General features: G+C 37.8%; 8 protein-coding genes. 6 read left to right on the top strand and 2 right to left on the bottom strand.

Annotated features, from left to right (window positions below; translation table 11 throughout):
* Positions 1–8 precede the first annotated feature (8 nt).
* Genes brxC through brxL form a run of 6 tightly spaced genes read left to right on the top strand, consistent with a single transcriptional unit; the run spans position 9 to position 13,399 of the window.
* The gene (gene brxC / locus E0H89_RS01980; protein WP_131214141.1) at positions 9–3,581 is read left to right on the top strand and encodes a BREX system P-loop protein BrxC; all 3,573 of its coding nucleotides are present in this window, start codon (positions 9–11) and stop codon (positions 3,579–3,581) included.
* The gene (locus E0H89_RS01975; RefSeq protein ID WP_131214139.1) at positions 3,578–4,684 is read left to right on the top strand and encodes an AAA family ATPase; all 1,107 of its coding nucleotides are present in this window, start codon (positions 3,578–3,580) and stop codon (positions 4,682–4,684) included. The genes brxC and E0H89_RS01975 overlap by 4 nt, the downstream gene beginning before the upstream one ends.
* A gap of 5 nt (positions 4,685–4,689) precedes the next feature.
* Entirely contained in the window at positions 4,690–5,193 is a 504-nt protein-coding gene (locus tag E0H89_RS01970; protein WP_004984468.1) for a hypothetical protein, read from the top strand.
* The gene (gene pglX, locus E0H89_RS01965; RefSeq protein WP_131214137.1) at positions 5,193–8,729 is read left to right on the top strand and encodes a BREX-1 system adenine-specific DNA-methyltransferase PglX; all 3,537 of its coding nucleotides are present in this window, start codon (positions 5,193–5,195) and stop codon (positions 8,727–8,729) included. The genes E0H89_RS01970 and pglX overlap by 1 nt, the downstream gene beginning before the upstream one ends.
* Before the next feature lie 4 nt (positions 8,730–8,733).
* A complete protein-coding gene (pglZ, locus tag E0H89_RS01960; RefSeq protein WP_131214134.1) occupies positions 8,734–11,286 on the top strand; it encodes a BREX-1 system phosphatase PglZ type A in 2,553 nt (850 codons plus the stop codon).
* 52 nt (positions 11,287–11,338) lie between these two features.
* Positions 11,339–13,399 carry a BREX system Lon protease-like protein BrxL gene (brxL, locus tag E0H89_RS01955; RefSeq protein WP_131214132.1) on the top strand — a complete coding sequence of 687 codons (2,061 nt, stop codon included), beginning with the start codon at positions 11,339–11,341 and terminating at the stop codon, positions 13,397–13,399.
* Between the two features lie 518 nt (positions 13,400–13,917).
* Here the strand turns inward: brxL and mmsB are convergent.
* A complete protein-coding gene (mmsB, locus tag E0H89_RS01950; RefSeq protein ID WP_171459115.1) occupies positions 13,918–15,132 on the bottom strand; it encodes a multiple monosaccharide ABC transporter permease in 1,215 nt (404 codons plus the stop codon).
* Positions 15,116–16,663: a multiple monosaccharide ABC transporter ATP-binding protein gene (mmsA, locus tag E0H89_RS01945; RefSeq protein ID WP_131214128.1), complete on the bottom strand. Its 1,548-nt coding sequence runs from the start codon at positions 16,661–16,663 to the stop codon at positions 15,116–15,118. The genes mmsB and mmsA overlap by 17 nt, the downstream gene beginning before the upstream one ends.
* Positions 16,664–16,668: the final 5 nt, after the last annotated feature.

Below are 16,668 nucleotides of genomic sequence, written 5' to 3'. Positions count from 1 at the left end.
GGGTAAATATGCAATTAGAAAACCTATTCGTAAAAGCTGTAGACCGCCCTATCGAGGGAGTTATCAAAGCTGATGATGATGTATCACTCTATATCGAGCTTGATGAGTATGTCATAACCAACGAAGTCGCTAAGCGACTTGATTTATTTCTGGATGCTTACCTTAATTACCAAGGTGCTAACGGGGTTTGGGTATCAGGATTCTTTGGTTCTGGTAAATCTCACTTGTTGAAAATGCTCGCATTGCTTTTGGAAAATAAACCTATCGAAGATATTACGCCTTTGGATATCTTTCTAGAGAAGCAACCGCTTAATGAAGGCGGAATATTTGCGAACGATCTGAAGAGAGCAGTCTCAATTCCTTCTGAAAGTATTCTTTTTAATATCGACCAAAAAGCTGATGTCATTAGTAAAACTGAAATCGATGCCCTAATTGCTGTATTCGTGAAAGTATTTGATGAGCACTGTGGCTATTATGGTAAGCAAGCTTATATCGCTCAGTTCGAACGTGAGTTAGATGCAGACGGCCACTTTGATCTATTTAAAAAAGCATTTCTGAATATCAGTGGTATGGATTGGGATAAAGGTCGAGCTCGTGCTAAGCGCATGGCAGATTCTGTGGACAAAGCCTATTCAGAGGTTTCAGGTCAGTCGGTCACAGGGATACTGGATAAGTATCGTCAGGATTATCGACTATCCATCGAAGATTTTGCCGACCAAGTAAAAGCTTATATCGATAGTAAAGAGTCAGGTTTTAGGTTGAACTTCTTTGTTGATGAGGTTGGGCAGTACATTGCGGATAATGTTAAGCTCATGACCAACTTGCAAACGGTTGCTGAAAGTTTAGCTACAAAATGTAATGGTCAGGCATGGATCATTGTAACTGCACAAGAAGATATGTCGTCGGTGGTTGGTGAAACGAGTAAGCAGCAGAGTAATGATTTCACCAAAATCCAAGCCCGTTTTAAAAATAGAATGAAGTTAACTAGCCAAGACGTAGCGGAAGTAATTCAGCTACGTTTGCTTGAGAAACGTGAAGAGTATATTGAGCAGCTAAGTGACTTGTTCCACCAACAAGAAAATAATTTTAAAACTTTATTTGATTTTGCAGATGGATCAGCAACATACCGAAATTACCGTGACCGTGAACACTTTATTCAGTGTTACCCTTTTGTGCCGTATCAGTTCACCTTGTTCCAGTCAGCTATACAAAACTTGTCTACCCATAGCGCATTTGAAGGAAAGCATAGTTCGGTGGGTGAGCGCTCTATGCTTGGTGTATTCCAGCAAGTTGCCATCGCGATTAAAGATCACAATCTTGGCGAGCTGGCGACTTTTGATTTAATGTTTGAAGGTATTCGAACGGCATTAAAAACGGCAATCCAGCAGTCAATTCTGAAAGCAGAGCAGAATCTTGATAACCAATTCGCTGTTCGACTGTTGAAAGCATTATTCCTTGTAAAATACGTCAAGGAATTTAAACCAACTATTCGAAATCTATGTGTATTAATGCATGATAGTTTTGAGCGTGATATACCGACTCTAAGGCTGCAAGTAGAAGAAGCTTTAAACATTCTTGAGAAAGAGACTTATATTCAGCGTAATGGTGATTACTTTGAATACTTGACAGACGAGGAACAAGACGTAGAGCAGGAAATTAAGAATACTGAAGTAGATAATACAGCTGTAGCATCTGAGCTTGAAAAGCTTATTTACGATGGTGTTTTAAAAACACGAAAAATTCGTTGGGATGTAAATAGCCAAGACTATCCCTTTACCAAACGTCTTGATGACAATCTAAGTGGCCGTGAATACGAATTAGCCATAAATGTTATTACGTCATTTCACGATCACCGTGATGCCTTTGAAAAACATAGATCAGATACTGTTTTTAATGATGAATTACGTATTGTCTTGCCAGAAAGTGAAAGACTGGTTCGAGACCTGATTTTATATAAGCAAACTGAGAAGTATGTTGCTCATGAGACCAGAGCAACACAACAAGATAGCATAAAGCGTATTCTTACGGAAAAAGGCTTACAAAATACAGAGAGACTTAATCAGTTAAAGCAGTTGAGTTCAAATCTGGTGGGTGAGGCAAAGTATTTTGTTGCTGGGCAAGAGCTAGAACTAAGTGGTGTAGATGGCCAAAGCAAAATGATAAGAGCTTTTGGTGAGCTGATTAAGCATACCTATCCAAATTTAAAAATGCTTCGTGATATGCAATACAGTGAAGCTCAAATACCAGAAATTCTTACTCAAGCTGGACAAGGCTTGTTTGGCGAAGAGGCACAATTACCTGAGCCACAACAAGAGATGCTATCGCATATTCAAAGCAATAGTCGTGGTGGTGTGCGTACTACGGTAAAAAGTCTGCTTCAAAAGTTTGAGTCTAAACCTTATGGATGGTCTTTTGCTGCAGTGTTATGCACTCTCGCATATTTATGCGGGAAAGCAAAAGTTGAGGTTCGAGAATCCACCAATTTGCTGGATGAGGCAGAGTTATCACGAGCACTTAGAAATACTGCCTCGCATGGCAATCTGATTCTTGACCCACAGGTTGAATTTAGTCAGTCTCAGATTCGTAAAGTAAAAGAATTCTATAGTGATTATTTTGAAAAAGTTGCTCATGCGACTGAGGCTAAAGCTCTAGCTAAGGAGGTTCAGGAAGGTTTCGCTGAGCAGACAATTGAATTAGATAAATTATTAGCACAAGCAGCACATTATCCATTTTTACGTGCTTTGAGTCCTATTGTATCTGAACTTCAAGAACTGAAATCAAAACCCTATACGTGGTTCCTATCTGAGCTTACAATAAGGGAAGATCAATGGTTTGATTATAAAGAAAAAACTATTGATCCAATTGGGAAATTTATGAAAGGGCCCAATAAAGATAGTTTTGATGAGGCAAGAAAGCTACTTGAGAGTCAAAAGCCTAATTTGGAATACGTCGAAGGGAGCGAACCGCAAAGTTTAAGAGAAGCATTAGCTGCCCCTTCTATTTATAAGGGAAGTGCAGTTCAGCAACTTAAAGCAGATTGTGCCTCGTTACAGCAAAAAATTAAAGGTCAAATTGAAACAGAGAGAAATCAAGCTCTAGGTGTGGTCGAGTCATTAAAAGACAAATTATTGGGTTTTGATGAATTTCAAAAGCTAGATATAGATAAGCAGGAAAGCTTAAGAAAAGCTTTTGATGAGATTGTAGTAAAAATTACTCAACAATCTTTAATCGCAATGATTCGTGATGAGGTTCGTCGCTTCGAGGATCAGCAGTATGTTTTGCTTGTACAAAAACTTATGGAGTGGAATCAGCTTCCTCAAGATAAACAAGTAGAAGTAACTAAAAAAGATCAAGGCCAACCTCAAGATAATGACCAAGTTACAGATACTACTAGGTGTGGGGAAAACTCAAAAACTGTAGTAGAAAACCAACAAAGACCAGCAACAATATCTGCAAAAAATATTAAGGTTAACTTTCGCAAGCCTTGGCTAGCTGATGAAGCTGATATCGATGAATATTTGGCTCAGTACCGAGATGCTTTGCTAAATGAAATTAAACAAGGTAAGAAGGTTCAATTATGATTAGTGAGTTACAACTTTATAATTTTGCTGCCTTCAAAGAACTTAAGTTAAACTTCTCGCCAAAAATTAATGTAATTATTGGTGAAAATAGTTGTGGAAAAACGCAAATACTAAAGAGTATTTATGCGCTATCACGAAATGATATGTTGAAAAGTGAGAACTTATTTGACTTATTTAAACCTCACAAAGAATCACTTGGCTCATTGCATCACCGTTCCAGTTCCGAGGATGCCTTATTATCAGTTAAAGATGCAAGTGATAGACAATCAAAGATAGTTTTTTCAGCAAAATCAAAAAGCCAATTTAGTGAGGTATTATCTGACGCCAGTGTTCCGTGTTTGCTTATACCAACTAAAGAAATACTTTCATTACTTCCAGCGATCAACAGTGGAAAGACGAGCAAAGAAAGCTTAAGTGCATTATTTGATAAATCAGTGATTGACTTGTGCGAATTAGTTTTAAAAGCTCCCTCAGAAGAAGCCGAAAAGATTTTAAATAGTGACCCACGAGCTTCTACACTTGCTCCTAAGTTATCAAAGGCATTGGGCGGGAGATATATCATAGATGGATCTGAGCAATATTTTGTGGCTGGAAGCTATCGGGAGAAGAAACTTCCAGGCGGTTCTAAAGCTCAGCAGGCACAGATTTATAACGACTATACCGAGCTTAAATTTGAAAAAACCGAGGGTACAGAAACTTCAGTCATGATGACGGCAGAGGGCTATAGAAAAATTGGATTGCTTCAGCGCTTACTCGAAAATGGGACACTCACTCAGTCAGGCGTTAGTACCATATTGTGGGACGAACCAGAATCAAATATGAATCCAAGCCTAATGCGGATGTTGGTTGAGTGTTTATTGGTGCTTTCTCGCAATGGGCAACAAATAATTGTAGCGACTCACAATTACGTTCTTTTGAAGTGGTTTGACTTGTTAGTTGATTCTAGTAAAAGCGATCATATTATGTATCACGCACTTTATCGTGATGAAAATAAAGTGATTAGAAGTGAATCAGAAAATGATTACAACATGTTGTCTAAGAATGCGATTGCAGAAACGTATGGTGAGCTATACGACGAAGAAATAACAAAAGCTTTGGGTTGAAATTTATGACAAAGTTTGTAGAGGATGACTTAGAGTTTGATTTTTCTTGGGCTGATCTTGGTGAAAACTTTGATTGTGATACGAGACATGCTGGTCATCAAATGAAGAGAGTTGATTTCATAGCAGAAAAAGGAAATCAGTGTTTTTTCATTGAAATAAAAGATCCAGATCATCCTAAAGCTAGTCAAAATCTCGCAGAGAACAGAGACAAATTTCTGAATGGAAATTTGGTTCATGATTTAGCGGGAAAATATCGAGATAGCTTGTTGTTTAAAACGCTTTGTAATTCGGCTCAAAAAGAATTGCATTACATTGTGTTATTTTCAATGAAAAGTATGGATCCAGCATTATTGATGGCTAGAAATGATGCTTTGAAAAAGGCGATTCCTATATCTCACAAAGAGTGGGGTGCGGTAATGGCAAAAAGTTGTCTGATTTTAAATATTGAACAGTTTAAGAAAATATTTGGCGAACAATCAGTGCGTCGAATTAGTGAAGGTGTGGCTTAATGGAAACTGCAAAACTCAAAAAATTCGCCCAATACGCACGCCGTAGCTTGATTGAACAGGTGGGTAGTAAGCTTGCACAAGTACTTAAAGATGAAAGTTCGGAGCGTCGTGAACTACCAAATGTAGTCACTAAGCTTGAGAGTGAATTAAAACAAAAGGGCAAAGAACAACTTATTGAGCAAGCTGCGTATACTTGGTTTAATCGCTTCTGTGCTCTACGTTTTATGGATGTGAACCAATACAATCGTATTATGGTGCTTTCACCATTAGATGGACAGTTCCAGCCAGAAATTCTTGCAGAAGCCAAAGCAGGTCATATCGATGATAGTGTTGTAAATGATAAGATCAGAGAAAAAATATTTGGTTTGTTGAACGGCTCAATCAAAAGTCGAGATGGCCAGTCAGAAGCTTATCGTTTGCTCATAGTGGCAGTGTGTAACGAATACTATCGTATCATGCCATACCTTTTTGAGCGTATTGAAGATTATATGGAATTATTGATGCCTGATGATTTGTTATCAGGTAACTCGATTCTTGCTTATACTCGTGAAGCAATGACACCCGAAGCTTGTGATTCTGTAGAATGTATTGGTTGGCTTTACCAGTTTTATATTTCAGAGAAGAAAGATCAAGTTTTTGAAGGCTTAAAGAAAAACAAAAAGATTACACCTGAGAATATCCCAGCTGCTACACAGCTGTTCACACCACATTGGATTGTGCGTTACTTAGTGGAAAATTCATTGGGTCGTTTATGGATGCTAAATAATCCAAGTTCAAAAGTGATTGAACAAATGTATTATTACATCAAACCTGTTGAACAAGAGACTGACTTTCTGAGGATCCGTAGTCCAGAAGAGATTAAAATCTGTGATCCAGCGTGTGGCTCAGGGCACATGCTAACTTATGCTTACGACTTGCTTTATGCTATCTATCTAGATGCTGAATATGATCCTGTTGATATTCCAGAATTAATCCTTACTAAAAATCTATATGGCATTGAGATTGATGAACGTGCCGCTGAATTAGCAGCATTTGCGCTTTCAATGAAAGCGATTAAAGGCGATCCAAATACTGAGGGCAATAATCGTCGTCGTTTTTTCCGAAATCCTATTAAGCCAAATATTTGTCGATTAGAAAACATTGCATTTAACGATAATGAACTTAATGAATATTTTGATTTTGTAGGTCGAGATTTATTTACTCAAGACTTACGAGCTACATTAAAAGAATTTGGAGAGGCTGATAATTTTGGTTCCTTGATTCAGCCTACATTAAAAAATGCAGCAGATGTGCTGTCGGTCTTGGAAGCTAAGGATGTTTCTGGGCAGTTATTTTTGGCTGAAACTCACCAGCGAGTATTGCAAGTTATAGATCAAGCTAATTACCTTGAACAAAAATATCATGTGGTTGTTGCAAATCCTCCATATATGGGAGGAATGGGAATGAATGAATTGCTTAGTACTTGGGTTAAAAAAAACTATCCAAATGCTAAAGCTGATTTGTATGCAGCATTCATGGATCGAGCTTACCAGTTTGTCCCAAAATTTGGTTATATTTCCATGGTCACGATGGAAAGTTGGATGTTTCTTTCATCTTTCGTTAAATTAAGGGAAAAAGTTGTAAGCGAAAGTAATATAAAATGCATGACCCATATGCCATATTTAGGAAAAGGTGGCACTAGCATGGGTATCAATTTCGGTACTACAGCATTTGTTTTGGAAAATGCTTCTAAGTCAGATGCATTGGGAGACTATTGCTGTGTAAGGTATTTTGAAACTGATGAACAAGGTACTCCAATTGAATTTCCTCCACAAAATGAGAGGCTGTGTCGGAAGGAATCAAAAGATTTTAAATACATACCAGGTTCTCCAATCGCATATTGGCTTTCTGAAAGAATTATTAAAAACTTTCGTACATTTAAATCATTATCTTCTGAGGTTGATACGAGAATTGGCCTAATAACTGGAGATAATGAGAAGTATATTAGAAATTGGTCAGAGATTTCATGGTCAAGAATGGGGGTAGGCTTGGAACGTACTGAGGCCAAAAAATCTGGTCTAAAATGGTTCCCTCAGTCTAAAGGTGGAGAATACCGAAAGTGGTACGGAAATAATGAAACAGTTCTAGACTGGAGTAAAGATGGTTATGAATTACAAACACGGATGCATTCTTCTGGAACAAGATTGCTCGCCCATAATTTTAATTTAGATAAGATCTTTAAGCCTGCTGTGACTTGGACGAAACTATCATCTGGAAAGTTTTCTGCACGTCTGCAACCTCATGGTTTTTTATTCAATGATGCCTCAGCAAATGCTTTTATGAAAAAGGATGAATTTTCTGATGTTTGTATAGGATTCTTAAATTCATGTGTGCCTACCGGCATGATGGCAGCAATTAATCCAACGTTAAACTTTCTTCCAGGAACAATTTCAAGTTTGCCTTTGTCGGACAGTATTATTTTAAATGATAAAGTGAGGGTCAATAGTCAAAAATTAGTTCAGCTTTCTAAATCTGATTGGGATGCTTTTGAAACCTCTTGGGACTTCACTATAAACCCGATACTTTTACCTGTTCATCACAGTAAAAAATTACAAGACAGTTATATAAAACTACGCGCTTACTGGAAAGGTATGTCTGATGATATGCAAAGGCTAGAAGAAGAAAATAACCGTATTTTCATTGATGCTTATAGTCTAGGGAGTGAGTTGATACCCAATGTTTCAATCGAAGATATTACGCTTACCTGCAATCCAGCCTATCGATATGGAGTAAAAGGTAACGAGGAAGATAGAGAAAACCGTCTTCGTGCAGATACTGTAGCCGAGTATATCAGTTATGCAGTAGGATGCATGTTTGGACGATATTCTGTTGATAAAGGAGGCTTAATTTTAGCTAGCCAAGGTGATACTCTTGGTGAGTACCTTTCAAAAATATCACAGCCCTCTTTTATGCCAGAAGATGATAACGTTATACCTATTATTGATTTTGAAGGTGACTGGTTCGAAGATGATATTAGTGAACGTTTTAAAGATTTTCTTAAAGTCACTTTTGGTGAGGATCATTTTACTGAGAACTTAGCTTTTGTAGAAGAAGCTCTTGGCAAAGATATCAAAAAATACTTTGTTAAAGATTTCTACGCTGAACATGTAAAACGCTATCAAAAGCGCCCAATCTACTGGTTGTTCTCAAGCCCTAAGGGTACATTCAATGCTTTAATCTATATGCACCGCTACCGCTCAGATACTGTAAGTATTGTATTGAATGATTATCTACGCGAATTCCGTACCAAGTTACAAGCACGTAAAGAGAGCTATGAACAGATAGAGATAAGTGCTTCGGCTAGCCAGAAAGATAAAACTGATGCACTTAAGAAAATCGCTAAGATAAATAAAGCTTTGGATGAAGTGAATGACTATGAGCGAGATATTCTTTACCCATTAGCAGGTCAGAAAATAGAGATTGATTTGGATAATGGGGTAAAAGCTAACTATCCGGAATTTGGTAAAGCGCTTAAAAATATCACAGGATTAAGTTAATCACATGACTGTAAACCGTATTCAGCAGGCGCTTAGCCGACTCTTTCAAAAACATCGTATCGTATTCTGGTACGACGATAAGCAAGAATTGCGTGATGCTTTTGAGGGTCTGTCTATCGAAGGTGTAGAAAAGCTAGAAATTCAAAATAACGAATTTGGCATTAAGCATAAATTGTTACGTGAGGCTCCAAAACAGTCATTCTTACTTTATAAGGCAGACAAACAGCCAGAATCTTTGCAAAACTGGCTGTTAGATATTGAATTAGCGAATACTACATTCAGAACTGATCAGGTAGCGATTTGGTTAAGCGAATTAGAGTTACCTAATGAATTCACTGAAATTATCGAAAAGCATACAGCTTTCTTCGATACCTCTAAAGCTAAGGTGCAAGCGGAAAAACGCAAAACTACGCTTAAGAAACTGCTAAGTAATGAAGATACCTTGAGCAAAGTACGGTTAAAAATGCTAGCTGTTTGTGTTGGGGCTACTCAATTAGCTGATGCACGCATTGATGTGATATTAGAGGCTTTATTAGCTGAATTAGTGAATCCAAAGCAGGAACAGTTTAAGTTGATTCAACGTTGTAAGCTGGATGATTTTTTTTGGCAACAGGTTGAACGATTTTATGGATATAACAGCGAACAACCTACGATAAAAGACTTTGCGATTGAGTTGTTTAAGTCATGTTATTCCATGGGGGTAAATTCTCCACTTAATGGTGATGGTATTCATCTATCAAGTGATGCATTAGTCTTTTTTAAACGATGGAAAGACAGTCGTACACATCAGGAAGTTTTCGAGAAACTATCGGATGAATATGCTGAATTACTCTCGATTGAAGAAGATCTAAATAAGCGTAATTTGAAGGAAGTAATCGAGCTCGATTACTTCCGCCTGATTGATAAGAAAGTCATCTATGAACTGGTGAAAGCAGTTGAGCATCGTACCTTATCCGAGGGTGAGGTTACTTTATGGTGTCGGGATAGACGTCAAAGCCACTGGTTTAGCGATTTTAAATATCTTTATGAGGCAGTGGATATTGCTAGCCAATTCCTTACGTTATTGGATGTTATTCAGCTCAATATGGCAACATCGAGTGAAGCTGTTCAGGGCTATGTGAGCCACTGGTATAAATTAGATCAGCTTTATCGTCAGTATATCTACTGCTTGAAAGAGTCTTCACAAAATACCTTGCTTAATTCACTTAGTGAAAAGATTGAAAACCTTTATACCAATCGCTACTTGCTGCCGCTAAATAATGCTTGGCAATCCCATGTTGATGCTATGTCGAAGTGGCAAGTGCCAGATGTAACACCTCAAAACCAATTCTTTTATAAGTGGGTGAAACCTTACTTGGATAAGAACAACAAAATTTGTGTGATTATCTCAGATGCCTTCCGCTATGAGGCGGGTGAAGAGATGGTGGGTAGAATACGTCAGGAAGATCGTTACCAAGCCAAGTTAGACCATGCGCTTTCCTCATTACCAAGCTATACGCAACTTGGTATGGCCTCGCTTTTACCACAAAGTGATACCTTACTGAATATCGTTGATAACAAGACGGGGACAGTGAACATAGGTATTCATTCTACACAGGGCACAGAAAATCGAGATAAGGTGCTTAAATCGGCGTTAGGTGAGCGTGCTTGTACGATTCAGGCTAAACAGGTGCTGGAGATGACGATTTCTGAAAATCGTGAATTAATTAAAGCGCACGATGTGGTTTATATCTATCACAATCGCATCGATCATACTGGTGACAAAATGCAGTCTGAAGGTGAGGCATTTGAGGCTGTAGAAAAGACGTTTGACGATTTAATGAAGTTGATCAAAAAGCTTGCAAATGCCAACGTCAATAACCTGCTGATAACTGCAGACCATGGCTTTATTTATCAAAACAAACCATTAGAGGAAAGTGACTTTTTGGCAAATGATGTCAAAGGTGAAGTACTTTATAACGACAGACGTTTTGTATTGGGTAAAAGATTGAGCTGTGGACAATCCTTAAAGGCATTTACTGTTGAACAACTAGGGTTGTCCGGTGATGTACACGCGGTCATACCGAAAGGGGCTCAACGACTGCGTTTAAGTGGTTCAGGTAGCCGATTTGTACACGGAGGGGCTTCACTACAAGAGGTGATAATTCCTATCATATCTATTAACAAAAAGCGTCAGAGTGATCTGACTTATGTTGACGTGGATATATTACGTGGTGGTACAAATATCATTACCTCTGGCCAACTTTCAGTCACTTTATATCAAGCTGAGCCTGTTACAGATAAAATTCGCCCTAGACAGTTAAGAGTAGGTATTTATACACAGAACGGTACGCTTATATCTGAAAGGCATGATGTATTACTTGATTTAACTTCGGAGAATCCTCGTGAGCGTGAATTGAAACTGAGGTTCCTACTTACGCAAGAAGCTGATGCTGCAAATAATCAAGAAGTGTTATTAAAGCTTGAAGAGCCCGAGGATGGTTCAAATCAATATCGAAAATACAAAGAGCTTCGTTACACCATTCGGCGTTCATTTACGAGTGACTTTGATTTTTAAATAGCAATCGCATAGCTACACAAACAAAAGCCGGAACTTTTGAGGAAAGACAATGACAGACCTAAACCAAAAAATATGTGATGTGTTTGCTGGCTTGGTGGTACGTAAAGATTTGGTTAAAACCGTAAAAGGTAATGCCATTGTTCCTTCCTATGTTCTCGAATACCTGCTGGGGCAATATTGCGCCACAAACGACGAAGACAGTATTGAAAGCGGCATTCAAACAGTGAAAGAAATTTTGGCCAAGCACTATGTGCATAGAAGTGAAGCTGGTTTGATTCGCTCAACAATTCGAGAAAAAGGCCGTCATAAGATCATCGACAAAGTAAGTGTAGAGTTGAATGATAAAAAAGATTGCTACGAAGCTCAGTTTGCTAATCTTGGTATTAAAAAAGTATTAATTGATTCAGGAACGGTTAAGCAGCATCCCAAACTCTTAGTGGGAGGTGTATGGGTTATCGCTGATATTGAATATGAGCATACGGAGGATAAAGATTCCAGTCCTTGGATACTCAGCACATTAAAACCTATCCAAATGTCTCATTTCGACTATGATAGTTATATTAAGGCACGTGGTCAGTTCACATTAGACGAATGGATTGATGTACTTATTCAGAGTGTAGGTTTTAATCCTGAATATTTTGGCAAGCGTAGCAAGCTCACTCAATTAGTCAGACTTATTCCATTTTGTGAGCGGAATTACAATCTTATTGAGTTGGGACCTAAAGGTACAGGTAAGTCACATATATACTCGGAGTTTTCACCCCACGGTATTCTGCTTTCTGGAGGTGAGGTAAGCGTTCCTAAGTTATTCGTCAATAACTCTTCGGGGAAAATTGGCTTGGTAGGTTATTGGGACGCTGTTGCTTTCGATGAATTTGCTGGGAAACAGAAGAAGGTCGATAAAGCACTTGTCGATATCATGAAGAACTACATGGCGAACAAGTCATTTTCTCGAGGTGTTGAAACTTTGGGTGCAGATGCCTCCATGGCATTTGTAGGTAACACCGAACACAGTCTGCCTTATATGCTCAAACATTCAGATTTGTTTGATGCATTGCCAGAGAAGTTTTACGACTCGGCATTTCTTGATCGTCTACACTTTTATATTCCTGGCTGGGAAGTGGATATTATCCGTGGCGAAATGTTTTCAAATGGATACGGCTTTGTGGTGGATTACTTGGCTGAAATTTTACGTCACCTTCGTAACCAAGATTATTCAGATCAATATAAAAAGTATTTTACCCTTTCTTCAAATATATCAACTCGTGATCGGGATGCTATCAACAAAACGTTCTCTGGGTTGATGAAGATATTGTTCCCTCAAGGAGGGGCAACGGAAGTTGAAATCGAAGAAATTTTGAAATTCGCAATGGAAGGCAGGAAGCGCGTTAAAGACCAGCTATTCAGAATTGATACCACCTATACGGATGTAAATTTCGCTTATTTTGACAAAGTAGGCAAAGAAAAGCCAGTTGCTACACTTGAAGAGCTTGAATACCCAAATTACTTTCATAAAACAGTTTCAAGTGATGATGCTGATCTGCCTGATTTGCAGGTTGAAACGACACTAGCTTCCGCTCCTTTAACATCTGAAACTAATGTTACAGATGAGAAACTACCTCAGGAAGGGCATCTAACCATTGTTGAAAATCAACGAGGGGTTTCCTATGAGGAACTGTTCGGACCTTACTTGAAAGGTGTGAAACACATTACTATTACAGATCCTTATATCCGTCTATTTTTTCAAGCTCGTAATTTGATGGAATTACTAGAAACTATTGTCAAATTAAAAGCTGAAGAAGATGAAATCGTTGTTAGCCTTGTAACGGTTGAGGATGAGTTAAAGGGTGATCAACAGCGTGAATTTTTTGACAAGATACAGAATGAAATGTTCACAGTAGGAATTAAATTTGCGTATTCATTTGATAATTCAGGTTCTCAGCATGCTAGATATATAGTTACTAATACTGGCTGGAAAATATCCTTAGATCGAGGACTTGATATTTTTCAGCAGTACGATATGGGGGATGCATTTCAGCTTGCTAACCGCAACCAAAAGTATCGTGCATGCAAGGCATTTGAAGTGACTTACATAAAATTATCTTCATAAAGGCTCACAAGGTATGAAGACTCTACAATATTAATAAAAGAATATACGAGTATGAGTAGTAATGAATATCAAATGCTAAAGGTACAGATACTGTGGCACACTTGTATCAAGAATTGTTCATTCGAGTATGGATTGCAGAAATAATAGGCAATCTTATAAATGAAAAAAAGACTGTGGCCAACACTAAATCCTCTTTTTTTATAGGTGGGTAAATTGGGGTAAATGAAATCTAAAATAAGCATAGGAATTTAAGTAGTTATAAGCTCTGTTAAACAGCCACCATCTCAACCAAAACTAGAAAGCTAACCACTTATTTTTATGAGATTAATATGATGAGCTCAAAATGAGAAATAGATTAGTCTAAATCAGTAGAAGCAGTGATCAACTAGTTTGAACTAGTAATCCAAAAAATTTGTGGTTATTTTGATTGAATACATTATTTCAAACTTCTATATCTATTAAAAGTATCGTTTATTATAACCTTTGAAGTGGTATAAGCCACTTCAAAGGTTATTAACTTATGCCTTATTTTTGGTATAAACATCAATAAGAACGGCTCCTAAAAGCACCAATCCTTTAATCACTTGTTGATAATCAACGCCAATCCCCATAATCGACATACCGTTATTCATGACACCCATAATAAAAGCACCAATGACAACAGCAAAAACTTTTCCAACGCCACCAGATGCAGATGCGCCACCAATGAAACAGGCAGCTATCACATCTAATTCAAAACCGTAGCCACCAGATGGAGTCGCACTGTTTAAACGAGCTGCAAAAATTAGGCCTGCGAATGCAGCTAGAATCCCCATATTTACAAATGCAAAGAAAATTACACGTTCAGTTTTGATACCAGATAGCTTAGCTGCTTTTGCATTCCCACCAACCGCATAAATGCGACGTCCAATAGTAGTTCGGTTCATAATGAAAGTATAAAATGCAACCAATATTCCCATAATAATCAATACAATAGGCATGCCTTGATACAAAGCCAATAAGTAAGAAAATGCGATGATAGCTACACTTAATGCTAAGTTCTTCAGCACAAAAAGAACTTTTGACGTACTCTCAATACCATGTAATGCTGCTTGTTTACGTTGACGGAATTCAATCACAAAAAAAGTTATACTAACTACAATTCCGAGTAAAAGTGATGTGACATGAAAACCTTCAATACCAAAAAAGTCAGGAATAAAACCAGAACTAAAAGCATTAAATCCATCTTCAAATGGACCAACTGATTGACCATCTAGAGCAATTAATGTCAAACCGCGAAAAACCAACATCCCTGCTAAAGTGACGATAAATGAAGGTACTTTCCAATATGCAACCCAATAGCCTTGAATGGCACCGATCACCGCACCAGCCAGAAGACAAATAAACATTGCTGGTACAAAAGGCATTTCATGTGTAACCATTAGGCTAGCTGCCAAAGCCCCCGTCAACCCGACTACAGATCCAACTGAGAGATCAATTTGTCCACTTACAATGACCATGAGCATGCCAAGAGCCATAATGACGATATAACTATTCTGCAAGATTAAATTTGTTAGATTTAATGGTTGTAACAAAACATTATTGGTCGCAAATTGGAAAAATATCACAATAATAATCAATGCACATAGCAAGCCATATTCTTTTAAGCCATTTGCTATGAAATTTGTATTTAGTCCTTTATTATTTTTTCCATTCATTTTGTTGGTAATTGCTGCGCTATTGATATTGTTCATTTTCTTTCTCTCCATTCTTCATAATAGATCGCATAATGGCTTCTTGATTTGCATCTTTTGCCAGAAACTCACCAACAATCTTTCCTTCATTCATGACATAAATCCGATCACACATACCCAATAGCTCAGGCATCTCAGAGGAAATCATGACAATACATTTACCCTCTTGGGCTACTTGATCAATAATTGTATAAATTTCATACTTTGCCCCTACATCAACTCCTCGTGTAGGCTCATCGAGAATTAGGACATCTGGTGCTGTGAATAACCATTTACTAATCACGACCTTTTGCTGATTTCCGCCTGACAAGTTACCCGTATGTTGTTCTACATCAGCACTTCTAATTCGCAGCTTGCTTCGAAATTCATTTGCAGTATTTGTTTCTCGATGGTCATTTACTACTAGATGCTTTGAAATACCTGAAAGGTTGGCTAAAGAAGTATTTTTTTTAATACTTTCTTCGAGTAATAGCCCGTACCCTTTTCTGTCTTCCGTTACATAGGCCAAGCCGTTGTCAATAGCTTTTCTGACATTAGATACATCAATTACTTTGTCATGAATTGAAACTGTGCCACGAATATTCTTACCGTAAGATTTGCCAAAGATACTCATTGCAAGCTCTGTACGTCCAGAACCCATAAGGCCAGCAATTCCGACAATTTCACCTTTACGTGCGTTGATACTGATTCCTTTAATGACTTCACGTGAAGCATGGTTGGGGTGATCAACACGCCAATCTTTGACTTCAAATAGAACGTTGCCAATATTTGGTGATCGTTTCGGATAACGATCTTCCATGTCACGACCGACCATTGCTTTAATGATACGGTCTTCGCTTACATCTTCTTCTCGACAATTTAGATAATCTACAGAGGAGCCGTCACGTATGATCGTAATGCTATCCGCTACTCTAGAAATTTCATTTAGCTTATGTGAAATAATGATCGATGTAACACCTTGGGCCTTCAGTTCTAATAAAAGGTTTAATAATCGATCACTATCATTGTCATTTAAACTGGCTGTGGGTTCGTCCAAAATTAGCAGCTTAACTTCTTTCGATAATGCTTTTGCAATTTCAACTAATTGTTGTTTTCCAATTCCGAGGTCACTAATTAAAGTATCAGGAGAATCAGATAAACCTACTTTAGCAAGTACTTGTTTGGTTTTCTTATAAGAGGTATTCCAGTTAATAATGCCTATTTTGGATTGCTCATTACCTAAAAAAATATTCTCAGTGATAGATAACATAGGGACAAGAGCAAGCTCTTGATGAATAATGATAATTCCTTTTTCTTCACTGTCGCCAATATCAGAAAATTTCTGTTCTTCACCCTGATATAAGATCTGACCATCATAAGAACCATGAGGGTAAACCCCACTCAACACTTTCATTAATGTAGATTTACCAGCACCATTTTCACCACAAATAGCGTGAATTTCTCCTGTTTTGACAACCAGGTCGACATGACTCAATGCCTGAACATGTCCAAAACACTTCTTGATGCCACGCATTTCAAGTATTGTTTTCATACAGC

Source organism: Acinetobacter sp. ANC 3781 (assembly GCF_004331285.1).
GTDB lineage: Bacteria > Pseudomonadota > Gammaproteobacteria > Pseudomonadales > Moraxellaceae > Acinetobacter.
Note: the sequence above shows the minus strand (reverse complement) of the source record. Positions and strands in the feature narration are given on the sequence as shown.